The following is a 25,878-nucleotide window of genomic DNA, read 5'->3' on the forward strand; positions in this document are numbered from 1 at the left end:
CTGCTCCACGTCCAACACGCCCTTGACACCACCCCAACCCACCTAACTAACCGGCTTTGGGGTTGACCCCTCAAAGTGTGGACCGTGGTCGAGTCCACGAGGGCCAGCTGGGAGCTACTGGGGCGGGTTCAGGCTGGTGCCGAGCGCCTGCCAGTCCAGGACCGGCGTGGCCAGCTGACCGATCGTGGCCAGCAGGCCGAGGCGGGCGGCACGGATCTCCGGGTCCTCGGCCATCACCAGGATCTCGTCGAAGAAGGTGGTGACGGGCTCGACCAGGACCGAGGCGGCGCTGACGAAATCTGCCAGCGCGGTCGGCGCCTGGCCGACCTTCTGGACGGCCTCGTGCAGGACGACCTCGGCGGGCTCGGTCAGCTTGCTCGCGTCGTACGACGCCTCGGTGCCTTCCGGGACGATCCGGCGTACCCGCTGGAGCACGGCGACCAGGTCGGCGAAGTCGGTGCCGCCGACCAGCTGCTGCAGCGACGCCAGCGTCTCGTCCGCGACCACCGGAGCCGTTGCCAACGGCAACACTGCGGCGACCTGGTGGTGGTCGTCGCCACGGTCGAGTAGCTGCTGCTCGTAGCGCCGGACGGTGAACTCGGCCACCTCGTCGAGCGACTCCGCCGGTACGTCGATGCCCTGGGCACCGATCTCCGCCGCGGCGGCCTGCAGACCGACGGGCAGCGTGATCGCCCGCAGCTCCGGGTGCTCGCGCAGGATCGCGACCACACCGGCGGCGGCACGACGCAGCGCGAACGGGTCCGAGCTACCGGTCGGCTTCGCGCCGATGCCGAACAGCCCCGCCAGCAGGTCGAAGCGATCCGCCAGCGCCAGCAACGCACCCGGAGTCGTCGACGGCACCGGGTCACCGGCCGACCGCGGCAGCTCCATGTCGTACAGCGCCTGCGCGACCCCTTCGGTCTCACCGGCCCGGCGTGCGTACTCGCGGGCCATGGTGCCGGCCAGGCTGGTCAGCTCGACCACCATCTGCGACCCGAGGTCGAACTTCGCCAGCTCAGCCGCCCGCTTCAGTGTGGTCAGGTCGTCGTCACCCAACTCGACCGTCGACGCCAGCGACAGCGCGATCCGGCCGATCCGCCCGGCCCGGTCCGCCATCGAACCGAGCCGCTCCTCGAAGGCCAGCTTCTCCAGCTCGCTCTTCATGTCCTCGAGCGACGTCTCCAGATCGGCCCGCCAGAAGAACGCGGCGTCCTCGTAGCGTGCCCGGAGCACCGCCTCGTTGCCGCCGCGGACCACGTCCTCGTCGACCGAACCGTTGGCCACGGCAACGAAGTGCGGCAGCAGCTTGCCGTCAGCGTCCCGCACCGGCAGGTATCGCTGGTGCTTGCGCATCACGGTGGTGAGGATCTCGCCGGGCAACTCGAGGTAGTCGGCGGAGAAACCACCGAGGATCGAGGCGGGTTCCTCGACCAGGTTGACGATCTGGTCGACCAGTGCGGCCTCGCCCTCGACGTCGACCGTGCCGCCGGCGCCCTCGGCCAGCTCGCGCGCCGCGGTCACGATCTGCTCGCGCCGCCGGGCCGGGTCGGCCTCGATGCCGTGGATCCGGAGCAGGTCCAGGTATCCCTCGGCCGCGGCGATCTCCACCTTCGGCTGCGCGGCGTTGCGGTGAACGCGGGTGAGCCGGCCGGCGGCCAGCGTCGACACCGACACCGGGACGATCTGGTCGCCGAGCAGCGCGACCAGCCAGCGGATCGGCCGGGTGAACGACAGCTTGGCGTCGTTCCAGCGCATGTTCTTGTCCGACCGCAGTCCGCTGACGATCTCGCTCAGTATGCCGCTCAGCACCTCGGCGGCCCCGCGACCTGGGTCCGGCTTGGTCACCGCGACGTACTCGACACCGTCGACGTCCAGGTCGTGCAGCTCGCTGACGTCGACACCCTGACCACGGGCGAACCCGGCGGCGGCCTTGGTGACGTTGCCGTCGGCGTCGTACGCGGCGGACTTCCGCGGGCCGCGCACGACCCGCTCGGCGTCCGGCTCACCGGACTGCACACTGGCGACGAACGCGATCACCCGGCGCGGCGTCGCGTACGTCGTGATGTCGCCATGGCCGAGCCGGGTCGCGGCCAGCTTCTCGGTGAGAGCGGTCTTCACGGCCTCGGCGGTCTTCGTGACCTCGGACGGCGGCATCTCCTCGGTGCCGATCTCGAAGGTCAGCTGCCGGGTCCCGCTGCTGGCAGGGAACTCGGTCGGCTCCGGCGCAGCGGCGGGCAGCTCCGCGATCCCCAGCGGGTACTCGAGCTCGGCGCGGCGCTCGGCCCACAGGCGCGAGACCTCGCGGGCCAGGGTCCGCATCCGGCCGAAGGCCTTGGCGCGTTCCGTCGTACTCACGGCGCCGCGGGCGTCGAGCACGTTGAACGTGTGCGAGCAGCGCAGCACCATGATGTGCGCGGGCACCGGGAGCCGGTCGTCGATCATCCGGCGGGCCTCGTTCGCGTACTCCTCGAACAGGCGCTTCTGCGACTCGACGTCGGCGTCGTCCAGGTAGTACCGGCTCATCTCGTACTCGGCCTGGCCGAACGCCTCGCCGTACGAGATGCCCGGGGCGTAGGAGATGTCCTTGAAGTGCGAGACGCCCTGCAGCGCCATCATGATCCGCTCGATGCCGTAGGTGATCTCCACCGACACCGGGTCCAGCGTCATGCCGCCGGCCTGCTGGAAGTAGGTGAACTGGGTGATCTCCAGGCCGTCCAGCCAGACCTCCCACCCGAGACCCCACGAGCCCGTCGCCGGATTCGCCCAGTTGTCCTCGACGAACCGGATGTCGTGCGCATGGATGTCGATCCCGAGCACTTCCAGGCTGGCCAGGAACAGCTCCTGCGGGTTGCCCGGGTCCGGCTTGAGCACCACCTGGAACTGGGTGTGGGTCTGCAGGCGGTTCGGGTTCTCGCCGTAGCGGCTGTCGTCGGGCCGCACACTCGGCTCGACGTACGCGACCCGCCACGGCTCGGGACCGAGCACTCGCAGGATCGTCGCCGGGTTCAGCGTCCCGGCTCCGACCTCGGTGTTGAACGGCTGCACGATCATGCAGCCACGGTCGGTCCAGTACTTCGTCAGCGCCAGCAGCGCGTCCTGCATGGTGAGCACAGCGAACCTCGAGCCATCTTCCGGAGGGGTTTCCGGGAACGAAGTCTATTCGCCCCGGCCGGACGCCACGCCCCGGATAACCAGGTCGAGCAGACGGCCGGCCTGGGCGGAGTCCTGGTCGCTCGCCAGGGAGATGCCGTTGACCAGTTTCAACAGGTCGTCGACCGCCACGTCATCCGGCACCGCGCCGTCCTTCTGAGCCCGCACCAGCAGGCTCCGGCCGGCGTCGACGATGCGGGCGTGACACTGCGAACCCCGCTCGGCGCTCAGCTTCAACGCCGGGCCGAGACCGCGGCTCGTCGTGATGTGACCGACCAGGTCGTGGAGCCAGATCGTCAACGCCTGCAGGGGTTCCGGGTGATCCTGGAGCTCGTCAGCCCGCGCGCAGACCGCGTCGATGCTGTTCTGGAAGACCGCTTCGAGCAGGGCACCCCGGCCGCCGAAGTGGCGGTGCAAGGTGGCTGAACCGACCCCTGCCCGGCGTGAGATCTCCTCCAGCGAGGCCTCGGCACCCTGTTCCCCGACGACCTCGGCGGCGACCGCGACCATCCGGTCGTAGTTCCGCTGCGCGTCAGCCCGCATGGTCAAGTCCCTTGCTAACCGGGGTGGTCCCCCATATCGTAGCAGCCCTAATCGGGGACCCACCCCGTTTATCTCGGGAGGCTTGGATGCAGATCGGACTGGCGTACGGCGACGTTCGGGGACAACGCGATCCCGGCGTGATCGCCGAGCAGATCCAGGCGACGAGCGGTACCGCCTGGATCTCGCAAGGGCCGAACCTCGACGCCCTCACCACGCTCGCGGTTGTCGGCGAAGGTCCGGCCGAGCTCGGCACCGCGGTGGTGCCGTTTCCACAGCGGCATCCGTTGGTGTTGGCCAGTCAGGCTCTGACCGTGCAGGCGGCGACGGGCAATCGTTTGACCTTGGGCATCGGCGCTGGGATCTCGCGGATGGTCCACGCGATGTACGGACTACCCACGGACCGGCCGGCTCGACGACTGCGCGAGTACCTGGAGGTACTGCGACCGTTGCTGCGCGGCGAGTCCGTCGACCATCGTAGTGACACGCTCACCGCGGTTGGATCAGTCACCATCGAGGGTGCGAAGGCGCCGCCTGTGCTGGTAGCCGCGCTCGGGCCGGCGATGCTGCGGGTGGCGGGTGAGCTCGCGGACGGGACCATCACCTGGATGACTGGGCCGCGCACTCTCGCCGATCATGTCGTCCCCTCGATCACCAAAGCCGCGAACATTCCACCGCGAATCGTGGCTGGTTTCGCGGTGTGCGTGACTGCTGAGGAAGACGCCGTACGCGCGCGGTTCGCAAAGGACTTCGCACTGGCCGGGCAGGTGCCGGAATATCGGGCGATGCTCGACCGCGAGGGTTTCGACGGACCGGCCGACGTACTCCTCGCCGGCGACGAGAAGATGATCGCCAAGCGGATCGACCAGCTACGGGATACCGGAGTCACCGACCTGATGCTCGCTCCGATCGGTACGACGACCGAGCAGGAGCGGACTAAGGAGTTCCTAGCGACGCGGCACGGAGGTGGTCGGCGGGTCGGCCCCGTTGACGCAAGGTGACTGCGAGCTCCCGGGCACTCGCGGCGGCGAACGGCCGGAGTCCGGCCTGCTGATGGCGATCGAGCGCCGTCGTCAGGTGCTCGATCGCCTGGTCGAGGTCCCCGCACGTGCGGGCGAGCAGGCCGACCTGGTGTCCGGCGAAACCGGTCACCGTGATCCCAGTGCCGCCGAAGACCAGGCGATCGGCGTACGGCGCCAACTGGCGGAGCAGGGCCTCGGCGGCGTCCGGCGACGCCAGCCTGGACCACAGCTCGGCCCGGATCGCGAGGTGCGTCAGGCACAGGTAATCCGCCGGGATGTCCGGTTGCAGTTGCCACGGCCCAAGCTCGGACCGCGCCTTCTCCGCTCGCCCCGCCTGTACCAGTGCGAGCGCATGCCAGTCGTGCAGCAGTGGGAGCCCCGTTGCCGCAGCCGCGCCGGCGAGCATCGGCTCGATCGTGGGGAGCGATCCGCGGACCAGATGCAGCGTCGCGGTGACCGCCATCGGCACCTCGGCCCGACCCGCAACGGTCGTCAGCGAATGGAACCGGTCGGCGGCGGCCATCGCCGCTTCCGCCTCCGCGAATCGGCCACGCGCGATCGCGATCACCGCGTCTGCCCAGTCGAGGGCGACGAGCACCGGTGCGTGTGCATGGGTCCGGGCCAGTACCCGCGCGCGTTGATAGTCCCGTAGGCCGGCGGCGAGATGGCCCTGCTCCATCTGGTCCCGGCCCCGGAACACCAACGCGCGGGCAAGGGCGATGGGATCGTCCGCGGACTCGGCGAGGTCGACGAGCTCGCCGGCCGCGGACAGTCGTTCGGTAAGCAACTGCGGACGCTCGTAGGCGAGATGGCGGAGCTCCAGCACCCTGGCCAACTCGTCCTGACCGTCACCAGTCCGGCCGCGGACAAGTCGTTCGGCTTCGGCCGACAACTCGACGGCACGGCGGCCGGCGTCGGGGTCGTAGTAGATCTCACCGGCCAGGGCCGCCAGCAACCTGGCCCGGATCACGTCGGACCCGGGCGGAATCTCGCTCAGCAATCGCTCGATCAACGCGACACCTTGGCCGTCGACCACTTGGTACTCCCGCCAGCTCCACACACCGTCGGCGGTGATCTCGACCAAGGCCTTGGCCGCTGCCAGCGCATCCCCGTCGGTCAGAGCGATCTCGGCCGCGGCGCGCGCGGTCTCCCCGGCCTGCCGCTCCTGCCCGGCGCGCTTCTGGGCTCGCGCCAGGCCGACGAGTACGTCGTACCGATCGGTGGCCGTCGCGGTGCTGTCACGCAGCACTGACGCGTGCGCGAGAGCCTGCAGCCGCGCGGCCTCGGCCGGCGCGGGTTGGCGGGCGGCCACCGCTGCCGCGCGGACGGCCGCGGTCCACGCGGCGCGAGCATGATCAGGGCCGGCCTGCGCGTGGTGGTGTGCGATCTCCGCCAGCCGGGCGCCACCGAAACGCTGCTCGAGCAGTACGGCGAGTGCGCCGTGCAACTGACGACGACGGCCCAACGGCACCCGCGCATAGACGGCCTCCCGCACCAGGGCGTGCGTGAAGCGATACTCGTTGCCGTCCGCAACGATCAGGCCGGCCAGCAAAGCTGTCTCCATCGCCGCCACCGCGCCGTCGGCCGGCAATCCGGACACCGCCTCGACAAGTTCGCCGTCGAACGTCACACCGGATACCGCGGCGGCGGAGAGCAGCGGCTCCACCTCGGCGGGCAGCTGGGAGATCCGCTGCCGGACAACGTCGCGAACACCGTCAGGCACCTCGAGTGACCCGGCGGCCGCAGGATCCGCGAGGCGCCGCTGTTCGGCGAGCAGCCGGATCAGCTCGCCGACGAAGAACGGGTTCCCGTTCGTCCGTTCCATCAGCGCGCCGGCCACCGCGACTGGGAGGTCGGCCTCATGGTGCAGCTTCGCGAAGGCCCGTACCTCAGCTTCGTCCAAGCCGTGCAGTCCGATCCGCACCAAGCCCGCCCGGGCGAGATCGGCGAGCACGGACCCGAGCTCCGGAGTCAGATCGGCATCCGCATCACGGCTGGTGAGCAGCAGTACGACGGGCAGTCCGGACAGCGTCGCGCCGAGCCGCTGCACCAGGCGCAGCGTGTCGCCGTCGGCGCGATGAAGATCGTCGAGCACCAGCAGGATCGGACCGGCCGACCGCAGCAGCGCACTGACACCTTCGGCCAATTGGAAGGCCGCTGTGTCCGCGTCCGTCGTACCAGATCCGCCGTCGCCTGGAGTCAACGCGGCGAGGGCACCCGAACTGTGGTGATCAAGCCACTCCGCCAAGGCCTGCGAAAAGGGCCACAGCGCGGGTGCACCCTCGGCGCCGTCGCAGCGACCCCAACCGGTCTTGAGACCCATGGCGGCCGCAGTGGCTGTCAGCGCGCGAGCTAAAGCGGTCTTGCCGATCCCCGGCTCGCCGGTCACCAGGACCGCGACCCCACGTCCGGCGCTCGCGTTGACGAGGTGCTCGGTGAGCCCGTTCAGGTGGCTGTCCCGGCCGACCAGACCGGCGGCGGCCGGCCCGCGGAGACGGTCCACCGAGCCGCCGATCGGCCGCGCCGGGACGAGCGGTGCCGCATCCAGGCTCGGCTCGTGATCGAGGATCGCCTGCTCCAGCCGGCGCAACTCCGGACCCGGATCCGCACCAAGCTCCTCGGCCAGGACTCGTCTGGCCCGACGCAGCGCGTCCAGCGCCTCGCCCTGGCGCTGGGATCGGTACAAGGCCAAGGCCAGCAGACCCCACGCGGTCTCGCGGAGCGGATGGAGCTCGACCAGACCCTCGATCTCGCCGATCAGCCGCTCATGGCCTCCCAGCGCGAAGTCCGCACGGAGCCGGTTCTCGGTGGCGAGCAGCCAGAGCTCGCCGAGCCGGACAGCCTCGGCGGCCAGACCCGGCACTGCTGCGGACAGATCTGCGTACGGCTCGCCGCGCCACAGACCGACAGCAGTTCCGAACAGCTCACGAGCACGCCCGGGATCATCCGGCAGTACGTCGTGGGCCGCCGTCACCAACTGCTCGAACTCCACCGCGTCGACCGACTCGGCCGCCAGCGAGTAGCCGGGTGGCTGGGTGACCAGGACCTTGGCCGCGGACCGGGCGGCCCGGTCGGGCTCCAGCACCCGGCGCAGATTCGCGACATAGGACTGGACCGACACCAGGGCCTTCGCCGGCGGATCCTCGTCCCACAGTTCGTCGATGATCCGGGAGACCGAGACGACCCGGCCTCCGGACGCGAGCAGCAGGCCGAGCAGGGCCCGCTGCTTCTGGCCCCCCAGATGGACCAGCCCCCCGTCGGCATCGAGAACCTCGACCGGCCCCAACACCCGAAACCGCACGGTACGACGCTAACCCGGCACGGCGCCGATTGACAGCAGTCCGTTTCCAAGCCGGACCGGGGTGACTTCCAAGTGCGCCGATCCACGATCGGACCACCACACAGCGAAAGGGGAGGACGATGACGAGCCAGACCGCGGACGGACGGCAGCTGCACGGACCAGGGCTCACCGATGTCCGGATGATGAAGGTGGCGCACGACAACTTCCGTCGCGAGCTCGGGCTGAGCCCGGCGGCGGTACGCAGAACGGTTGCCGGCGACGAGCGCCGTACCCGCGAGGTAGCGGATCACGTCGGCCTGTTCCTGGCGTTGCTGCACCACCATCACACCATCGAGGACGACTTGCTCTGGGCTGCCCTGCTCGAACGGGTCCCGCAGGAGCTCGCGCCGCTCGTGCATGTGATGGAGAGCCAGCACGAGACAGTCGCCGGCCTGCTGGAGCAGTCGAACGCGACTCTCGACACCTGGCGGACGACCGCGTCCAGCAGCGATGGCGAGGAGCTGGCACGGGTCCTCACCGAGCTCTGCTCGGCTTTGTTCGAGCATCTGCAGGCCGAGGAGACGCACCTGCTTCCGCTGATGGCCCGGCACATCACGACCGCCGAGTGGGCGGAGTTCACCGCTCAGGGAATGTCGTCGATTCCGCGCCGCAAGGTGTTCCTGGGCTTCGGAATGATGCTCTACGAAGGCGACCCCGAGGTCATCGGGCTCGAGCTCGCGAACCTCCCCGCGCCGGTCCGGCGGCTGCTGCCGATCATCGGCCGGCACTCCTTCCGCCGCTACGCGCGCCGCATCCACGGCACCAGTACGCCGAGGCGCAGCACCGACCTCGCCACGCCTGCTACCAACCACGTCACAGATCAAGGAGTTTCGTCATGAGTTCAGCGACCACCATCGACAGCGCCAGTGACATCGCCGACGCAAGGGTCCGGAACGAGGCGCTCTGGCAGCGTTCCGCCGGGTTCCTGTTCGGCGGCGACATCGACGCCTACATCGAGTGCTGGCAGCCGGATGGCAGCTACGAGGCCGCCCTGCCCGTCGCGGGACTGCCCGCGGTCATCACCGGCACCGAAGCTCTGCACGCGGCCTTCACCGGACTGATCTCGGCCGCCCGCAGCATCACCATCCACGACCTGGTCTTCCACCAGACCGACGACCCGGACGTGGCGATCATCGAGGAGCGAATGGTGGCCGAGCTCGTCACCGGCGACCACTACGAGAACAGGTTCGCGATCAAGGCGACGTTCCGGGACGGCCGGATCGCCGGAATGGTCGAGTACTACGGCCAGTTCGCGCACCAGGACCTGCTCCGGAAGCTCGGCCTGTCGGACTGACGCCGCCCCAGTTGTCCATCGGCGCGGGTGCCGTTCGTGGAGACGACATGAACAACACACTGGTGGTTCCCGAGGCGGAGTTGTACTACGAGGTGCGTGGGACCGGACCGTTGGTGGTCCTGGTCGGCGCACCGATGGATGCGGACGCGTTCGCGCCCCTGGCCGACCTGCTGGCCGACGACTACACGGTCCTGACGACGGATCCGCGCGGCGTGAAGCGCAGTCGGCTTCACGCCGGCGGTACGTCGACACCCGAACAGCGCGCCGACGACCTGGCCCGGTTGATCCGGCACGTCGATGCGGGCCCCGCGACGGTGCTCGGTTCGAGTGGTGGCGCGGTCACCGTGCTGGCGTTGGCCCAGGCTCACCCCGACGTCGTGAGCACGGTGATCGCGCATGAGCCGCCGCTCGACCGGCTCGTCGAGGACGCTGACGAGCTGCTCGCCAGGTCCGAGCAGATGATGGCCGACTACCTGGCCGGGGATGTGATCGGCGCGTGGAAGCAGTTCTTCGCGATCGCGAACATCCAGGTGCCGGACGGCATGATCGAGGGGATGTTCGGCGGCGAACGGGATCCGCAGCAGGTGGCCGACGAGCGGTTCTGGTTCGCCCACGAGATGCGAGAGTCGATCACGTGGCTGCCGGACGTGGATCGGCTGCGGGACAGCGGCGTACGGATCGTGATCGGGATCGGTGAGGAATCGACCGGTCAGCTGTGTGACCGAACCTCGACCGCTCTGGCTGAACGCCTCGGCATCACGACGACGCGGTTCCCCGGTGACCACACCGGCTTCGTCGGCGTACCGGACGAGTTCGCGAAGGCGCTACGCGGTGAGCTGGTCGAGGTGAGTCTCGACCCACGTGCGTAAGGCGGCGAGGGGCTTGGACACGCTGTGGCCGAGGTCGGTGAGTGAGTACTCCACGTGCAGCGGCACGGCGGGGTAGATCTCCCGATGCAGGAAGCCGTTCTCCTCGAGGCGGCGCAGGGTCTGGGTCAGCACCTTCGGGCTGATGCCCTGCAGCCGTCGCTGCAGCTCACCGAACCGCAGTGGGCCGTCCTCCAGCGCACCGATCGCGAGGGCGGCCCACTTGTTCGCGAGCAGATCGAGGATCTCCCGGCACGGACACTGCGCGGCGTACACGTCGTGCTTGTCGTGGATCCCGGTCGCACAGGTGGTCGACATACCCTCGTACTTCCCTTTAGATAGTAGTGGTCCTTGCGGGATACTACCGTCCCACAGATAGCTTGCGGTCCATGAGAGCCATCAGTCAAGACACTTTCGGCGGCCCTGAGGTCCTGCACCTCGTCGAGACCGACCGCCCCACGCCGCTCCCCACCGAGGTGCTGGTCCGCGTCCACGCGGCCGGCGTGAACCCGGTCGATGCCAAGACCCGTGCGGGTCAGGGCGTCGCCGGCCTGCTCGGAGACCCGCCGTTCATCCTCGGCTGGGACGTGTCGGGTGTCGTCGAGGAGATCGGTCACGGCGTCCACACCCTCGCGGTCGGCGACGAGGTCTACGGGATGCCGTGGTTCCCCCGGGCGGCTTCGGCGTACGCGGAGTACGTGACCGCGCCGTCGCGGCACTTCGCCCTTAAGCCGGCCAACCTCAGCCACACCGACGCAGCCGCGGTCCCGCTGGCCGGACTCACGGCGTACCAGATCCTGACCGCGCTGGCCGGCGTAGAGAAGGGTCAGCGGGTGCTGATCCACGCGGCCGCGGGTGGAGTCGGGCACCTGGCCGTGCAGTTCGCCAAAGAGCTCGGCGCGTACGTCGTCGGTACGGCGAGCGCCGGTAAGCACGAGTGGCTGCGGGGCCTCGGCGCGGACGAGGTGATCGACTACCACTCGGCGGACGTGGCCGGGGCGACCGGGGACATCGACGTCGCGATCGACCTGGTCGGCAGCGAGACCACGCTGGCCCAGTCCGTGGCGGTGACCAGGCCGGGTGGCCTGGTGGTCGCCGTACCGTCCGGGACCTCGCCGGAGCGGCTCGCCCGCGCTGCGGAGTCCGGTGTCCGAGTGGCGTCGTACCTGGTCGAACCCGACGGTCACGCACTCGCCGAGATCGCGGCGCTGATCGAGTGCGGAGCGGTCCGGGCCGAGGTCGAGGAGGTGTTCCCACTGGCGGATGCGGCCGCGGCGCACCGGCAGCTGGAGGACGGCCGGACCCGGGGGAAGCTGGTGCTCGCGGTCAGGTGAGACGCCGCCGTGGATCCTGCGGAGCAGTATGTGAAGCTGGGGGTGTTCGGTGCGTGCGCCGTGTGAACGGCGGTCGCACCGGGCACCGGTCGGAGGTGCTGCCTGGCCCGTCCCACAGCGTGGCACCTTGACCTCAACCGTGGTTGAAGTTTCAAGCTGGTGCCGCTGAGACAGGACATCGCAGATATCGGCCCCCGCGGGCCCCGACGAAGGAGCAGAGTTGACCACGTACACGCTTCCCGACCTCCCCTACGACTACGGCGCACTGGCGCCGAGCATCGCCGGCGAGATCATGGAGCTGCATCACGACAAGCACCACGCCACCTACGTGAAGGGTCTGAACGACACCCTGGACAAGCTGGCCGAGGCCCGCGAGAAGGGTGACTTCGGCTCGATCGTCGGGCTGGAGAAGACGCTGGCCTTCAACCTCGGCGGGCACGTCAACCACTCGATCTTCTGGAAGAACCTGTCTCCGGACGGTGGCGACAAGCCGGACGGCGAGCTGGGCGCGGCGCTCGACGAGTCCTTCGGCTCGTTCGACGCCTTCCAGGCCAACTTCACCGCCAGCGCCACCACGATCCAGGGCTCCGGCTGGGCGATCCTCGGCTGGGACGCGCTGGGCGGCAACCTGCTGATCCACCAGCTGTACGACCAGCAGGGCAACCTGCCGGCCGGGCAGATCCCGATCGTGATGCTGGACATGTGGGAGCACGCCTTCTACCTGCAGTACAAGAACGTGAAGCCGGACTACGTGAAGGCCTGGTGGAACGTGGTGAACTGGGCCGACGCGCAGGCCCGCTTCGACGCCGCGCGCGCCGGCGCCGGCGCGCTGGTCACCGGCGCCTGAGCAGCGCCTTTCCGGGGTCCGGCGAGCCATCGGTTCGCCGGACCCCGGCGGGCGTCAGCGGGTGAAGAACCCGGTCAGCACCGGGGCGATCGCGGCCGTCTTGATCAGGTGCGTCTGACCCGGCACCTCGTGGCAGTCCGCCCCCGGTACGGCGTCAGCCACCGCACGCACCGACGCCTTCATCCAGGCCGGGCTCTTGCCGCCGTAGACCGTCAGCACCGGGCTCTCGATTCCGGCCCACTGCGCCGCGTCCAGTGGCCGGCCGGCCACATTGGCGCCGACGACGCGGGCGTCGTACGGAAGGGTCGGGGCCATCGCCTTCAGGTGCTTCCAGGCCGGCATCAGCCTCATCATCGCGACGAACGGCCCGGGCAGGCCGATCACCTTCGTCATGAAGTACTTCACCGCGTCCGCCGGACCGCGGGACTCGAGGTCCTCGACCCAGGTCGCCGGCACCGGCTTGCGGCTGTCGTCGACGACGAACGGCGGCTCGAACGCGACAAGCTTCTCGATCGCCACCCCCGCCGCCGCGGCCCGCAGCGCCAGCGCCGCCCCGGACGACGAGCCGTACACGTACGCCGAACCACCCGCGGCCTCGATCACCGCGGCCAGGTCCTCGATCTCGCGATCCACTGCATAGCTGTCCGCGTCGCCGGACTCACCCCGGCCGCGCCGGTCGTAGTTGTAGACCGTGAAGTGACTTGCCAGCTCCTCGGCGAGCTCGGGCATCGGCCCCTGGGCTCGCCCGCACAGCGCACCGTCGACCAGCACCAGGGCCGGCCCGTCACCACGCCGGTCATAGGCAATCGTCGTACCGTCCTTGGAAAATACTGTGCTGGTCATGCGAAGAACTCCTTCAGGAACGGAGCCAGCGCGGCTGGGTCCACATTGTGCTGCTGATCGGGGACCACGCGGCCGGTGGCGCCCGGGATCACGTCCTGGACAGCCTGGTTGCCGAGCTTCATCCACTCCTCCGACGCGCCACCGGTGAAGACCCGGGTCGGTACCGTCACCGTTGCCGCCGCGGCCGGGATCGAGTAGTCGCCCATCACGGTCGCGTCGTACGCGAGCGTGTGCGCGATCGCCTCCTGAGCGGGCCACCACGGCGACTCCTTCGCCATCGCGACGAAGTCGGCCGGCAGCCCGACCACCTCGGCCATGAAGTACTCGGCCGCCTTGTCGCGACGACCCTCGGCGACGAACGCGCGGTAGATCGACGCGGTGTCGGCCGGCGGCCGCTTCCGGGTGCCCTCGAGGATGTACGGCGGCTCCCAGAGCGCGAGCTTGGTCACCGGGCGGCCGGCCGCGGTGGCGAGCAAGGCGAGCGCCGCACCGGACGAGGTCCCGTACAGGCAGGCCGGTCCGCCGACAGCCGCGAAGATCGCGTCCAGGTCCTCGAACTCGCGCTCGATCGCGTACTCCGGCGCATCGCCGGAGTCGCCGCGGCCACGGCGGTCGTAGTTGTAGACGGTGTGGTTCTGTGCCAGCAGCGCTGCCAGCGGGGCGTTCGACATCCGGTCCACCGAGCCGCCGCAGACGAGGACCACCGCGGGTCCCTCGCCGAGCCGGTCGTACGCGATGGCGGTGCCGTCCGCCGAGGTGACCTTCTCCATGATGTTCCTCCAGGTTCAGCGGGCCACTCAGCTGGCCTCACCCACGGCGTCGAACGACGCCACCCGGAATCGACACCCCTGTGACCCAGATCACTACATGGTGTTCCACAGGCTGCAGCGGTGGGCGTGAGTGTCGTCGATCGGGTGGGTTGATCCGGGAGCGAGAAGCTGGACGCTCGGCCAGTGCGGCCAGGTCGGCGTGCCGTCGCCGTTGGGGTTGCCGGAGCGGGCGAAGTTCGTCCAGTAGCGGCGGAGCTGGGTCGCGAGCTTCTCTTGAGTCTCGGTCAACTGGTACGGCGCACCTCCCGCGGCGTCGAACAGGTAGTTCAACTCCGAGGCGTGGGACGACCCGGTCGGGAAGCCGGGTGGGAACAGGACGTAACCCGGGGCGGCCGGGTCCGCGAACTCGTAGGCATAAGTGGCCGGCGCTTTTCGGGCGAACGCCTTCGTCGAAGCCTGTTGCGTGCAGGCGAACACCCGGTCGGTGTCCATCGCCGACCACGCCAGCGCCGCCGACAGGTCGGCCGATTGTCCAGGCGCCGAGTACGCCGACGCCGGGTACGCCGCCTCGACCTCGGCGGCGCGGTCACCGAACGCCTCGACCAGCAACGACCGGTAGTTGGCCGCGGTCACCGGAGCCTGGAGCAGTTCCGCGAGGGCCGCGATCGCGCGCGCCTCGTCCTTGGTGTGACCGGACAGCACCGGGATCTTCGGGAACAGCCCGGCCCGGATCGCCTTCCCCGGTTCGACCGGCAACGTCTGGGTGCCATAGGCAACAGATCCGAAGGCGCCGGACTCGGCGAACACCTTCTCCGTGTCCAGGTCCCGCAGGCAGTGCAGGACCGTCGTACGCGAGCCGGTGCAGCTCAGGTGATCGGCCGCAGCCTTGCCGGTCTGCTGCACGGCAGCCACCGGATGCCAGAACGAGCCGGCCGGAACGCCCATCATGAGACCGTTGCGGGGCCAGCTCAACAGGCAGGACCCGCTCTGCATGATCGCGCGGTCGACCAGCCCACGAGTGCCTGGTGAGGTGAGCAACCCACAGGTCCCGACACCGCCACCCGATTCGCCGAACAGCGTCACGTTGTGCGGATCGCCGCCGAAGGCACCGATGTTGTCCCGCACCCACCGCAGCGCCGCCTGCTGATCCTGCAGCCCGAACGTGCCGGAGCCCGGCAGTCCGCGGAGCCCGAAGTTGCCGAAGACACCGATCCGGAAGTCGACGGTCACCATGATCACGTCGCCCTCGGTCACCAGCTTGCTGGACACATGTTGACTCCCCGAGCCGGAGTTGAACCCGCCACCATGCGACCAGACCATCACCGGCCGAGGCGTCGAGGACTTGGTCTTCGGCATCGTGACGTGGAGATAGAGACAGTCCTCGGAGGTCCCGGGCATCAACGACTTGCCATCATTACCCGGTTGGGCGCAGAACGGAGTCGGCTTGGACGCGTCCCGAACGCCGTCCCAGTGCGCGGGCGGGCGTGGTGCCGTCCACCGCAGTTCGCCGACGGGCGGAGCGGCGTACGGAATGCCCTGAAAGGTGATGGTCGACGGGCCGGTCACCCCGCGCAGCACGCCGTCGCGGACGCGTACGACGTCCTGGTGCGTGCCGGCCTGGCTCGCCTGCAGCGGTACGACGGCCAGCAGCAAACCGACCGCGGCCGGGAGGAATCGAAGTCTTCTCAACATGGTCTTCAGCCTGTCCATCAGACCCGGCTGACCGGCAGTAGCCACCTGGCCAGACCTGCCAGCCGATGGTCGACAATCCACACCGCACGGACCGAACGGCTCCTTTCTCGAGGACGTGGACGATCACGAGGAGCAGCCCTGGCCACGCCGGCAACGCCTCGGCGACGTCTGCCTGATGCTGCTGGCCTACCTCGTCGCCGCGGCGACGCTGACCGGTGAGTTCGCTGCGGACCCACAGCCCGCCCGGGCCTGGCTGGTGCTGGACCTCGTGGCCGCGGTCGCCGGGCCGCCGCTGCTCCTGTTCCGGCGCCGCCGGCCGATTCCGGTCGTCGCGGTGCTGCTGGTCGCGACGGCTGTGACCACTACCGCGGGCCCCGCCGCGGCGATCGCGGCGATCATCGTCCGGCGGCGCTACCAGCAGGCACTCGCGGTCGCCGGGTTCGCCCTGGCCGCGGTGACGGTCAACCTGGTGGTCCGGAACGGGTTCGACACGTACTGGCCGATCTTCGGGGTCCTCGTGCTGATCGGCGCGATCGAGCTGGGGCTGTTCCTGCGGCTGCGGTTGCGGCTGGCCCAGGAGGCCGAGGAACGGGCGCTGCGGGCGCAGGCCGAGGAGAAGGCCCGGATCGAGCACGCCCGCAGGTCCGAGCGGCTGCGGATCGCGCGGGATATGCACGATGTGCTGGCACATCGGATCTCGCTGCTCAGCATGCATGCCGGCGCGCTGGCGTTCCGCCCGGACGCCCCGCCGGCGGACGTCGCGGCCACCGCCGAGGTGATCCGCGGCTCGTCGCACGGCATCCTGACCGACCTGCAGAAGGTGATCGGCGTCCTGCGGGACGACACCCTGCCGCCGGACCCGGATCTCCGGACGCCCGGCCTGCAACGGATCGCCGAGCTGATCGACGACGCGGTCCGGTCCGGTCAGCCGGTCGAGGCCACCAAGTTGCCGGACGCAACTATTCCGGAGGCGGCCGGGCGAACGGCGTACCGGGTGGTGCAGGAAGGGTTGACGAACGCTCGCAAGCACGCACCCGGAGCGCCCGTGCGGATCGAGTTCAGCTGTGCCGACGGACTCATGGTTGTCGTCAGCAACAAACTGGTCCGGCCCGGCGAATCGGCGGTGCCCGGCGCCGGTCTCGGGTTGCTGGGACTGCGGGAACGCGTCGATCTGCTCGGCGGCCGGCTCGGCTACGGGACGTCGGACGGCGTCTTCCGGCTGACTGCCTGGCTACCCTTGGCGTCATGACCGCGCCTGCTGATCGTCCGATCCGGGTGCTCCTGGTGGACGATGACGCACTGGTCCGGATGGGCCTGCGGACGATGCTCGGCGGCGTACCCGACCTCGTGGTCGCCGGTGAGGCGGAGGACGGCGCCGCCGTACCCGATCTGGTCGCCTCGACCTGGCCGGATGTGGTGCTGATGGATCTCAAGATGCCGGGCACGGACGGGATCACCACGACCGCGGCCCTGCGCGACCGGCCGGATCAACCTGGCGTCATCGTGCTGACGACGTACGACGCCGACGATCAGGTGCTGCGGGCGTTGCGGGCGGGCGCGGGCGGGATTCGTGCTGAAGCACACGCCGCCGGCCGACATCGTCGACGCCATCCGCCGCGCGGCCGCGGGCGAGCCGGTGCTGTCCCCGAGCGTGCTGGCCGGGCTGATCGAGCACGTCACCATGCCCGATCGAGACGTCGTACGCCGGCAGTCACGCGAACTGCTCGCCACACTGACCGATCGCGACCGCGCCATCGCGACCGCGATCGCCCGAGGTCGCACGAATCGCGAGATCGCCGGCGAGCTCTACCTCAGCACGGCCACGGTCAAGGCACACCTCACCCGTCTGATGGCCAAGCTCGACGTCACGAATCGCACGCAGGTCGCCGTACTGCTGCACGATGCGGAGTAGCTAGCAGGCGGCGGCACGTTCGAGCAGGAGGGTGCGTTCGCGTTCGTTGCGGGTGAGGGCGGCAGCCTTCTCGAATTCCTCGCGGGCCTCGGCGAGGCGGCCGAGTTTGAACAGCAGGTCGCCGCGGACGCTCGGGAGCAGGTGGTAGTCCTTCAGGGACGGGTCGTCGGCGAGCGCGTCGACGGCTTCCAGGCCGCGTTGCGGGCCGAACGCCATGGAGATCGCGACCGCCTGGTTGAGCTCGACGACCGGCGACGGCGTGACTTGGGCGAGGATCGCGTACAGGCCGGCGATGCGGGCCCAGTCCGTGTCGTCGGGGTCGGCGGCGCGGGCGTGGCAGGCGGCGATCGCGGCCTGGAGGAGGTACGGGCCGGGCGGCTTCTCCAGGGCCCAGGCGTGGTCGAGACCTGCGAGGCCGCGGCGGATCAGCAGTCGATCCCAGTGGCGGCGGTCCTGGTCGAGCAGGAGGACCGGCTCACCCTCGGGGCCGATCCGCGCGTTGGCACGCGACGCTTGCAGCTCCATCAACGCGAGCAGACCGTGGACCTCGGGCTCGTCCGGCATCAGCTCGGCCAGCAGCCGGCCGAGGCGCATCGCCTCGTTGCACAGCGCCGGGCGCATCCAGTCGTCGCCCGCGGTCGCGGAGTAGCCCTCGTTGTAAATCAGGTAGACGACCTCGAGCACCGCCGACAGCCGCTCGAGCAGCTCGTCGCCGGCCGGCACCTCGAACTGCACGTTGGCCTTGGCGAGGTTGCGCTTGGCCCGGACGATCCGCTGGGCGATCGTCGGCTCAGGGGCTAGGAACGCGCGAGCGATCTCGTCGGTTTTCAGGCCGCCGAGCAACCGCAGCGTCAGCGTGACCCGCGCATCCATCGTGAGCACCGGGTGGCAGGCCGTGAACACGAGCCGGAGCAGGTCGTCCTCGATGTGGTCCTCGAGAATCGCTTCGACGTCGTCCTCGACACTGTCGCCGTCGATCTCCAGCTCGTGACCCATCTCGGCGAGCTTGCGCTGGTAGGTCTCCTTGCGCCGGATCAGGTCGATCGCGCGCCGCTTGGCGATCGCCATCAGCCAGGCGCCGGGATTGTTCGGTACGCCGGACTCCGGCCACTGCTCGAGCGCCGCCACCAGCGCGTCCTGCGCCAGCTCCTCGGCCAGCCCGACGTCCCGCACGATCCGGGTCACGCCCGCGATGATCCGGGCCGACTCGATCCGCCAGACCGCGTCGACCGCCCCCGCCGCCTCGATAACTGTCACCCGCCGATAGAACAACACCCCACGTCCAACATCAACCCACCCCTCTCCCACAGCACGCCCCCCACTCAGGGGCTGCCCCACCAGCCGGAGGGTTGCCCACCCGCAATCCCATGGGGCAACCCCCCAGCTCAGGGGCTACCCCACCAGCCGGAGGGTTGGCCGCCCGAAATCCCAGGGGGCAACCCTCCAACTCGGGGGGTGCCCCACCAGCTGGAGGGTTGCCCACTTGGAATCTCGGGGGGCAAGCCTCCGGCTGTGGGGGCAGGCTCAGGAGTAGAGGTCCGAGTTGGGGTCGAAGTCGGCTTCTTCGACGACGCGGCGGACCTCGACCTCGTTGCCGAGGGCTTCGGCCAGGCGGGCGGCCCACTCGACGGCCTCGTCGCGGTTGCGGACCTCGACGACGATGACGCCGCCGATCAGTTCCTTGGTCTCGGCGAACGGGCCGTCGGTGACGGTGCGCTTGCCGTCCTCGACCTTCACCCGGGCGCCGAGCGAACTGCGGTGCACGCCCTCCGCGAACAGCAGTACGCCGGCCTTCGACAGGTCCTCGACGACCTTCCCGACCCCCTCGGCCACCTCCGGCGCCGGGAACCTTCCCGCCTCGCTGTCAGCGTCCGCCTTGTTGATGATCATGTAGCGCATCGCACCCGCTCCTCGTCCTGTCGGTCGACCACTTACTCTCACGTCGAGCGACCCACCACCAGATCGACACCCGATCCGCGGCAATCAGTCGGTCGTTGCGTCGGCGATCGAGCGGGGTGGCCGGACGCGGGAGAACTGGAGGTTGCCGGCGGGCATCATCCAGGTCATGACCTCGACCGCCAAGCGGCCGGCCCGGACCGCCGGATCGGCTTCGGCATGCTTGCGAGCTGTCGCGGCGTCCACCGACCAGATCGAGAAGCCCCGGTAGCGTTCGTTGTCCTGGTCCACGAGTGGTCCGCGAGCCAGGACCAGCCCGCGCTCCTGCATGTCGGCGCCATGCGCCAGGTGCCGGTCCTGCAGTTCGTCCGCCTCCTCGTCCGTCATCGTGGGCGCGTCCGGGCGCAGCGCCAACAGGATCACGGTGTAGCGGTCGAAACGCATGACGCCGAACCTACGCCCCTAATTGGGCTGGTCGCCGTTGGGCTGATAGGCGCAGGCGTCGACGAGGTTCTGCGTCGGGCCGGCCGGCGTCGGCGGCGGAGCGACGGGCCTGCGGGCAGACTTCGAGGGCGTCGGCGGGGTGGTCGGCGTAACGGCCGGCGCCGGGTCGGCTTCGAGCGCCTTCTCGACGGTGTCGCGCAGGGCGCCGTAGTCGGGGTGCAGGTACTTCAGCCGCAGCTTCGACGCGTCGAGGGTGACGTTGGAGACGGTCCCCGACTTCACCTTGAGTGCGAGCTCGACCAGTGCGGGCAAGAGCTCCTGCGGGATGTCGGTGCGCAGCAGGTGCTGACCGGCCTTGGCGATCGCCCGGTACTTCGTCACCAGCGTCTGCGGGTCCGCCGCGTCGACGATGCCTTTGATCGCGCACCGCTGGCGGACCTGCCGCTGGTCGTCGTCGGCGCCGTACCGGCCGCGGGCGAACCACAGGGCGTGCCGGCCGTCCAGATGCTGCCTCGGCCCACGCTCGATCCACTCGGCCGGCGGGATGTGTGAGCTGCTGATCCCGCCCATCGCGACCCGCTCGTTGACGTTGACGGTGATCCCGCCGATCGCGTCCACCAGCTCCGGGAAGCCCTGCAGGTTGACCTGCAGGTAGTAGTCGAGCTTCAGCCCGGTCGCCTCGCCGACCGATTGCTTCAGTACGTCGGCGCCCTCGTTGTCGGACGGTCCGAGGATGCCGGGGTGCGCGTCCGGGATGTTCTGGTACATCGCGGTCAGCATCCACTCCAGCCGGCCGTCGAGGCTGAGCCCCTCCTTGCCGAAGCCCTCCGGGTAGATCCTGTGCAGCGGCGAGTCGCTCGGGAACGGCATGAAGGTGAGGTTGCGCGGCAACGAGATCAGCGCCGTGTTGCCGGTCCTGGTGTCGATGCTCGCCACGATCACCGTGTCGGTCCGGACGCCGACCCGGCTCGGTGCGTCGTCACCGCCGATCAGCAGCAGGTTGAGCCGCGGCCGGTCCTCCCAGGGATCCTTGACGTTGACCACCGTCGGCCGGGTCGCGCTCTTGCTCTCCGCCTGTGCCTGGAACACGTCCTGCACGAGGGTGCGCTGCGCGAGCACGCTCTGTACGCCGAGCGCCGCCGGGGCCGCGATCGCGAAGCACAGCATGCCGACGAACATCGCGCCGATCGCCCGCCCACCGCGGCCACCCGTTGCCGGACGCAACGACCGGTGCGAGGCGACGATCACCACGATCCAGAGGAACGCCAGCACCCCGATCACGACCGAGGTCATCAGCAGCCGGCTCGGTACGACGGCCGCCGCGAGGACCTGGTCCCGCCGGGTCAGACCGACGTACACGCCCAGGCCGACCAGCCCGAGGGCGAGGGTGAGGACGAACGCGCCGATCCGACGGCGACCGCCGGCGATCAGTCCGAGCCCAGGCAACAGCGCGCCCAGTAGCGTCAGACTCAGCAGCTTCGGCACCGACCGTGGCCGGTTGGCTGCCGCGCGCGCACTTCTCCCCATGGCTCCCCTGTCGCCGTCCCCAGATCCAGTGTGCGTCAAGTACCCGCACCTGTACCTCCTCAGACGTATTACAGGGTCAATCGGTTGTCATACGGACAGATGGGCACCCGCGAAACCGTCGACCTCGACGAGGGTCCGGACGACAGTGGCGATGCGCGCCGGCGGGGTCCACTGGGAGGTGTCGGCCTTCGGCCTCTCGGCCCGGTTGGCGGGGGTGTCGATGGTGCCGGGGATGATCGTGTTCACCCGGATGCCATCGCGTGCGTACTCCGCGTGCAGTGCGTCCGCGAACGCGATCACGCCGGCCTTCGCGGTGATGTATCCGGCCGCCCCGGAGAAGGGCCGCTGCGCCGCGCCACTCGACGTACAAACGATCGCTCCAGCACCCGCGGCGAGCAGATGCGGCAGCACGCCCTGAGTGATCAGGTACGTCGGGCGCAGGTTGAGCCGGAGTTGTTCCTCGAAGTCCTCGATCGGGGTCTCGTGCACCCGTGCGCCGGAGGCGAAGCCGCCGATCAGGTTGACCAGTGCGGTCAGTGGGGCGGTCTCGTCGGAGGCGGCCAGCGCGACGACGTCCGCCGTACCGGCCGGGTCGAAGGGGTCGGCGATCACCGGGTTGAGGGCCGGGTCGGTGCCGAGCCGGGCCAGGGACTCCTCGGTCCGCCCAGGGACCACGACGCGCCACCCGGCCCGGAGGAACTCCGCGGTCACCGCGACCCCGAGCGCACCGGTGCCACCAGCAACCACCACAGTGTTGCTCATCGACGTCCTCGCTTCGCTCCGGGCGCCGATGAGACACGAAATCGACTGTGCTTGATGATGCCCTCGCTCCGCTCGCTCATGACGGCAGCCTAATCCGGTCGCGGTGGGCGGGGAGCCGGGACTAGGTTGGTCGGTTGTGCGGATTCTGATGCTGGGTGGGAACGGGTTTGTCGGTCGCGCGGTTGTCGAGGACGCGCTATCACAAGGCGCGGAGGTCGCGTCCTTCAGCCGCGGAAAGAGTGGTACGGCGCTGCCACCGGAGGTCACGCAGTTGGTCGGCGACCGGGAGACGGGCGACTACGAGGCGCTGCGGACCGGCGAGTGGGACGCGGTCGTCGATCTGAGTGGCTTCCAAACGAAGCAGGTCGACGAGACGATGGACGTGCTCGGCGATCGGGTCGGACGGTACGTGTTCATCTCGAGTCACGCGGTGTACGTGCGCGACCTGCCGGCCGGGACCGACGAGACGGCGCCACGGAGGCCGCCGATGCGGGCGGCCGACGTACTCACGAACGAGACCTACGGCCCCTGCAAGGTCGCCTGCGAGGACGACATACTCGCGCGGTACGGCGACCGCGCGACGATCGTCCGTCCGGGTCGGGTCACGGGTCCCGGTGACTCGTCGGGCACGGCCCTCTACTGGGTACGACGTGGTGCCCGCGGCGGTCGGGTCGCGCTGCCGACGAAGCCCGAGGCGCCGCTGCAACTCGTGGACAGCCGCAACGTCGCCCGGCTCGTCGTCCAGTTGATCACGGACGAGCGCTCGGGCGCCTACAACGCGATCGGCCCCGACAGCACGATCGCCGAACTCATCACCACCGCCGCCGACCTCTCCGGCACCACAGTCGACATCGTCCAGGTCCCCTTCGACTCCGTCCCGCCCCGGTTCCCGCTCATCGACCCCGAGGCCGAATGGGGTGAACGCCGCCGCAACCCCGCCAAGGCACGAGCCGCCGGCATGCCGGTCACTCCCCTCCGCCGAACAGTCGCCGACGTCCTCACCTGGGACGATGCTCGAGGCAAACCCGAACTCGGAATCGGGCTGACACCCGAGGAAGAAGCACGACTCCTCGCCGGCAGCTGATCACCACCAGCCCGTCTCACGCCACCTTGCCCTCCCCTCAGGGCCCGGCTGCTATTCCGGGAGGGCGAGCGTGCGGCCCGCGTCGCGGGCGGCGTTGATGGTTCGGGTGAGGGTCTCCTTGAGGGCGGTGGCTTCGTCGGCGAAGCCTTGCACGATCGAGGTGTCGCCGACCGGCTCGGTGCGGGCCAGGAGCTCGATGTAGCGGTCGCCGTCACCTAGCGCCGCCTCGGCGCGGAGAGCGGCGTCGGCGGAGCGGACCCGGTCGGCGTAATGGTCGAGCAGATCCACCTTGCGTTTGATCGCGTCCACCGACAGCGCGAGGGCCCGGCGCTGCGGCCCGAGGACAGTCTCCAGCTCGGCGGTCGCCATCCCACGAGCCACGTCGCGCTGCCGGGCCCGCAGCGCGGTGTGCTCCCGCAGCACCTGCGCGATGTCCCAGAGCTGCTCGGGCAGGACCAGCTCGTTCTTCATCTCGTCGAGCAGCCCGCGTTGGGTAACTGTTGCCTCGAGCACCGTTTTCACCGCGCGCTGGGCCCGGCCGAGCAGCCGCGCCGCGGGCGCGTCGAAGTCCTCCGGCAGCAGGTACTTCCCGTGCTGCAACCGGACCGCCTTGTGCCCGCGGTCCTCCATCCCAGACTTCACCAGGATCCCGCCGGTCGCGACCACCGCGATCCCGGCGAGCGCCACCGCCGACCAGGCGGCGACCGCAGCCGGCAGCGTCCCGGCCAGGAAGATCAGCGCCAGGATCCATCCGCCGACACAGACCGTGATCCACACCAGCAGGGTGCCGAACGTGTTCGCGGGAGCAACCGACCACGACGTCTCCCGCTTCGGCCGCGGCGCCGAGGCCGGGACGAACAACTCGGGCCGGTGTTCGTACAACCGCCGTACGCCGACTGGCACGTCAGGCACGAACACAGGGTCCACAGTCACCTCCTCGAGACCGTCAGTACTCAGCGTAGCGGCGCGAGTCTCATTTCGAGCCCGTCCAGCACCAGTCCGAGACCGAACTCGAACAGCCGGTCCAGGTCGTAGTCGAAGTCGAAGCCGTCCGCGAGCAGCTCACGGAACCCGATCAGATTCCCCGTGGCGACCAGCGCGGCCATCTGCCCACTCTGCCGGTCGACCCATTCGTCAGCGGTCAGCCCGGTGTCCTGTTCGGCGTACGCCTCGGTCTCCATCGCCAGCGCCACCCCACGAACGAACGCGAACACAGAGATCGCGGCGTACAGCGCGTCGCTCTTGTCGACCCCACGGAGCGCGCGCAGGACGGCATCGGTGTGCGGCAGCAGGTTCGGCAGCAGTTGCGGGCGGCCGAGGCTGACCGCGCTCGCCAGCCACAGATGCCGCCGGTACGCCGCCCACTGCGACCGGGCCACCGCGGCGACCCCGTCCCGCCAACCGTCCGGCGCCTCGGTCAACGGGAACTCGCCCATGGCGGTGTCGACCATCTGCAGAACCAGCGCGTCCTTGCCGCCGACGTACCGGTACAGCGCCATCGTCGACACCCCGAGCTCGGCCGCGATCCGGCGCATCGACAGCGCGCCCAGCCCCTCGGCGTCCGCGATCGCGATCCCCATCCGCACCACTTCGTCGCGATGGAGACCCAGGCCGCCGTCCGTCGGTACGGCGCGGTGAGCGGCGGCCGGCCGGGATCGCGTGGCCGAGCGTGGCGGCGGACCGACGACCGTCCCGACGCCCGGACTCGCATGCACCAGCCGCTCCTGCTGCAGCGCCTGCAACGCCTTCGTCGCGGTCGCCATCGCGACCCCGAAGTCGCGCACCAGCGCCCGCGTCGACGGCACCCGGTCCCCCAGCTTCAGCTCGCCCGCCTCGATCCGCCGCCGGAGCTCCGCAGCGATCACCTGGTACGGCGCCGCACCCATCAACCCTCCCGAACTAGTACGCATACATCGTACGCGCAATAGCCCGCCGAGCCACTGCTTCGTGTCAAGATGGGCGCCATGCTGCGCGAACTCCACCTGACCGGCAACCCGGACGCCGACAAGTTGCTCAACGACGACCCGTTCGCCCTGCTGGTCGGCATGCTCCTGGACCAGCAGTACCCGATGGAGCACGCCTTCTCGGGGCCGCTCAAGATCGCCAACCGGATGGACGGCTTCGACCTGCACAAGATCGCCGCCACCGACATCGACACGTTCGTCGAGCTCTGCGTCACTCCACCGGCCATCCACCGGTACGGCGGATCGATGGCCCGGCGGGTGCACGCGCTGGCCGAGCACATCATCGCGAAGTACGACGGCGACACCGCGGGCATCTGGACCGCCGGCCGCCCCAAGCCCGACGGGGCCGAGGTGCTGAAGCGGCTGAAGGCGCTGCCCGGGTTCGGCGAGCAGAAGGCCAAGATCTTCCTCGCGCTTCTCGGCAAGCAGCGCGGGGTCGAGCCCAAGGGCTGGCGGGAGGCGGCCGGCAGCTACGGCGACCGCGGTTCGCACCGCTCGATCGCCGACGTCACCGACGCCGCGTCCCTCAACAAGGTCCGCTCCTTCAAGAAGGCCGCCAAGGCAGCCGCCGCGGGAACCGCCTGACCCCAG

24 protein-coding genes and 1 pseudogene are annotated in these 25,878 nt (G+C 69.8%); 11 read left to right on the plus strand and 14 right to left on the minus strand.

The window, feature by feature from the left end:
- Window positions 1–114: 114 nt before the first annotated feature.
- Together ACXC9Q_RS38180 and ACXC9Q_RS38185 are read right to left on the minus strand one after the other, a co-directional pair.
- Window positions 115–3,102 (minus strand): glycine--tRNA ligase, encoded by a 2,988-nt coding sequence (locus ACXC9Q_RS38180; RefSeq protein ID WP_457061673.1) that lies wholly within the window; start codon window positions 3,100–3,102, stop codon window positions 115–117.
- A gap of 54 nt (window positions 3,103–3,156) precedes the next feature.
- A complete protein-coding gene (locus tag ACXC9Q_RS38185) occupies window positions 3,157–3,693 on the minus strand; it encodes a TetR/AcrR family transcriptional regulator (RefSeq protein ID WP_457061617.1) in 537 nt (178 codons plus the stop codon).
- A gap of 86 nt (window positions 3,694–3,779) precedes the next feature.
- Between ACXC9Q_RS38185 and ACXC9Q_RS38190 the strand changes: the two genes are divergently transcribed.
- Window positions 3,780–4,691 carry a TIGR03564 family F420-dependent LLM class oxidoreductase gene (locus ACXC9Q_RS38190; RefSeq protein WP_457061619.1) on the plus strand — a complete coding sequence of 304 codons (912 nt, stop codon included), beginning with the start codon at window positions 3,780–3,782 and terminating at the stop codon, window positions 4,689–4,691.
- Here ACXC9Q_RS38190 and ACXC9Q_RS38195 read toward each other — a convergent pair.
- Entirely contained in the window at window positions 4,627–8,013 is a 3,387-nt protein-coding gene (locus ACXC9Q_RS38195) for a BTAD domain-containing putative transcriptional regulator (RefSeq protein ID WP_457061621.1), read from the minus strand. The genes ACXC9Q_RS38190 and ACXC9Q_RS38195 overlap by 65 nt on opposite strands.
- Window positions 8,014–8,132: 119 nt before the next feature.
- On the opposite strand from ACXC9Q_RS38195, the gene ACXC9Q_RS38200 reads away from it, so the two are divergent.
- The 3 genes from ACXC9Q_RS38200 to ACXC9Q_RS38210 are packed head-to-tail and all read left to right on the plus strand — an operon-like array spanning window position 8,133 to window position 10,215.
- Entirely contained in the window at window positions 8,133–8,891 is a 759-nt protein-coding gene (locus ACXC9Q_RS38200) for a hemerythrin domain-containing protein (RefSeq protein WP_457061623.1), read from the plus strand.
- Window positions 8,888–9,346 carry a nuclear transport factor 2 family protein gene (locus ACXC9Q_RS38205; protein ID WP_457061625.1) on the plus strand — a complete coding sequence of 153 codons (459 nt, stop codon included), beginning with the start codon at window positions 8,888–8,890 and terminating at the stop codon, window positions 9,344–9,346. Before ACXC9Q_RS38200 ends, ACXC9Q_RS38205 begins: the two co-directional genes overlap by 4 nt.
- A 47-nt stretch (window positions 9,347–9,393) precedes the next feature.
- A complete protein-coding gene (locus tag ACXC9Q_RS38210) occupies window positions 9,394–10,215 on the plus strand; it encodes an alpha/beta fold hydrolase (protein ID WP_457061626.1) in 822 nt (273 codons plus the stop codon).
- Here ACXC9Q_RS38210 and ACXC9Q_RS38215 read toward each other — a convergent pair.
- Complete coding sequence (locus ACXC9Q_RS38215) at window positions 10,171–10,530, minus strand: winged helix-turn-helix transcriptional regulator (RefSeq protein WP_457061627.1); 360 nt, start codon at window positions 10,528–10,530, stop codon at window positions 10,171–10,173. The two genes, ACXC9Q_RS38210 and ACXC9Q_RS38215, sit on opposite strands and share 45 nt — an antisense overlap.
- A 71-nt stretch (window positions 10,531–10,601) precedes the next feature.
- Between ACXC9Q_RS38215 and ACXC9Q_RS38220 the strand changes: the two genes are divergently transcribed.
- Window positions 10,602–11,546 (plus strand): NADP-dependent oxidoreductase, encoded by a 945-nt coding sequence (locus ACXC9Q_RS38220; protein ID WP_457061629.1) that lies wholly within the window; start codon window positions 10,602–10,604, stop codon window positions 11,544–11,546.
- A 220-nt stretch (window positions 11,547–11,766) separates the two neighbouring features.
- Entirely contained in the window at window positions 11,767–12,393 is a 627-nt protein-coding gene (locus ACXC9Q_RS38225; RefSeq protein WP_329481761.1) for a superoxide dismutase, read from the plus strand.
- 54 nt (window positions 12,394–12,447) lie between these two features.
- Here ACXC9Q_RS38225 and ACXC9Q_RS38230 read toward each other — a convergent pair whose 3' ends face one another.
- The 3 genes from ACXC9Q_RS38230 to ACXC9Q_RS38240 form a co-directional block, all read right to left on the minus strand.
- Window positions 12,448–13,236 carry an alpha/beta fold hydrolase gene (locus tag ACXC9Q_RS38230; protein ID WP_457061630.1) on the minus strand — a complete coding sequence of 263 codons (789 nt, stop codon included), beginning with the start codon at window positions 13,234–13,236 and terminating at the stop codon, window positions 12,448–12,450.
- Window positions 13,233–14,006, minus strand: a complete 774-nt coding sequence (locus tag ACXC9Q_RS38235) for an alpha/beta fold hydrolase (RefSeq protein ID WP_328526424.1) — start codon at window positions 14,004–14,006, stop codon at window positions 13,233–13,235. The genes ACXC9Q_RS38230 and ACXC9Q_RS38235 overlap by 4 nt, the downstream gene beginning before the upstream one ends.
- A gap of 93 nt (window positions 14,007–14,099) precedes the next feature.
- Entirely contained in the window at window positions 14,100–15,698 is a 1,599-nt protein-coding gene (locus ACXC9Q_RS38240; protein ID WP_457061631.1) for a carboxylesterase/lipase family protein, read from the minus strand.
- Window positions 15,699–15,813: 115 nt separating this feature from the next.
- Here ACXC9Q_RS38240 and ACXC9Q_RS38245 point away from each other — a divergent pair, with 115 nt between their 5' ends.
- From ACXC9Q_RS38245 to ACXC9Q_RS38255, 3 genes and pseudogenes are all read left to right on the plus strand, one after another.
- Window positions 15,814–16,947 carry a sensor histidine kinase gene (locus tag ACXC9Q_RS38245; protein ID WP_457061632.1) on the plus strand — a complete coding sequence of 378 codons (1,134 nt, stop codon included), beginning with the start codon at window positions 15,814–15,816 and terminating at the stop codon, window positions 16,945–16,947.
- Window positions 16,948–17,021: 74 nt separating this feature from the next.
- Window positions 17,022–17,204, plus strand: a pseudogene (locus ACXC9Q_RS38250) (response regulator); the annotation flags it as partial.
- Between the two features lie 64 nt (window positions 17,205–17,268).
- Window positions 17,269–17,610 (plus strand): helix-turn-helix domain-containing protein, encoded by a 342-nt coding sequence (locus tag ACXC9Q_RS38255; RefSeq protein ID WP_457061634.1) that lies wholly within the window; start codon window positions 17,269–17,271, stop codon window positions 17,608–17,610.
- Here ACXC9Q_RS38255 and ACXC9Q_RS38260 read toward each other — a convergent pair whose 3' ends face one another.
- The 5 genes from ACXC9Q_RS38260 to ACXC9Q_RS38280 all read right to left on the minus strand — a co-directional run bounded on the left by ACXC9Q_RS38260 (window position 17,611) and on the right by ACXC9Q_RS38280 (window position 22,239).
- Entirely contained in the window at window positions 17,611–18,867 is a 1,257-nt protein-coding gene (locus ACXC9Q_RS38260) for an RNA polymerase sigma factor (RefSeq protein ID WP_457061636.1), read from the minus strand.
- Between the two features lie 267 nt (window positions 18,868–19,134).
- On the minus strand, window positions 19,135–19,509 hold the full coding sequence (locus tag ACXC9Q_RS38265) for a YciI family protein (protein ID WP_457061637.1): 375 nt from the start codon (window positions 19,507–19,509) through the stop codon (window positions 19,135–19,137).
- A gap of 84 nt (window positions 19,510–19,593) precedes the next feature.
- Window positions 19,594–19,950, minus strand: a complete 357-nt coding sequence (locus ACXC9Q_RS38270) for a YciI family protein (protein ID WP_457061638.1) — start codon at window positions 19,948–19,950, stop codon at window positions 19,594–19,596.
- Window positions 19,951–19,968: 18 nt separating this feature from the next.
- Window positions 19,969–21,477, minus strand: a complete 1,509-nt coding sequence (locus ACXC9Q_RS38275; protein ID WP_457061639.1) for an LCP family protein — start codon at window positions 21,475–21,477, stop codon at window positions 19,969–19,971.
- Between the two features lie 87 nt (window positions 21,478–21,564).
- Window positions 21,565–22,239, minus strand: a complete 675-nt coding sequence (locus ACXC9Q_RS38280; RefSeq protein ID WP_457061640.1) for an SDR family NAD(P)-dependent oxidoreductase — start codon at window positions 22,237–22,239, stop codon at window positions 21,565–21,567.
- A 136-nt stretch (window positions 22,240–22,375) separates the two neighbouring features.
- On the opposite strand from ACXC9Q_RS38280, the gene ACXC9Q_RS38285 reads away from it, so the two are divergent.
- Window positions 22,376–23,323 (plus strand): NAD-dependent epimerase/dehydratase family protein, encoded by a 948-nt coding sequence (locus ACXC9Q_RS38285; protein ID WP_457061642.1) that lies wholly within the window; start codon window positions 22,376–22,378, stop codon window positions 23,321–23,323.
- Window positions 23,324–23,374: 51 nt separating this feature from the next.
- Here the strand turns inward: ACXC9Q_RS38285 and ACXC9Q_RS38290 are convergent, their stop codons facing one another.
- Window positions 23,375–24,235: a hypothetical protein gene (locus ACXC9Q_RS38290; protein WP_457061643.1), complete on the minus strand. Its 861-nt coding sequence runs from the start codon at window positions 24,233–24,235 to the stop codon at window positions 23,375–23,377.
- A gap of 41 nt (window positions 24,236–24,276) precedes the next feature.
- Window positions 24,277–25,209: a GntR family transcriptional regulator gene (locus tag ACXC9Q_RS38295; RefSeq protein WP_457061644.1), complete on the minus strand. Its 933-nt coding sequence runs from the start codon at window positions 25,207–25,209 to the stop codon at window positions 24,277–24,279.
- A 78-nt stretch (window positions 25,210–25,287) separates the two neighbouring features.
- Between ACXC9Q_RS38295 and ACXC9Q_RS38300 the strand changes: the two genes are divergently transcribed.
- Complete coding sequence (locus ACXC9Q_RS38300; protein ID WP_457061646.1) at window positions 25,288–25,872, plus strand: HhH-GPD-type base excision DNA repair protein; 585 nt, start codon at window positions 25,288–25,290, stop codon at window positions 25,870–25,872.
- Window positions 25,873–25,878 lie beyond the last annotated feature (6 nt).

This window comes from Kribbella sp. CWNU-51, assembly GCF_054073265.1.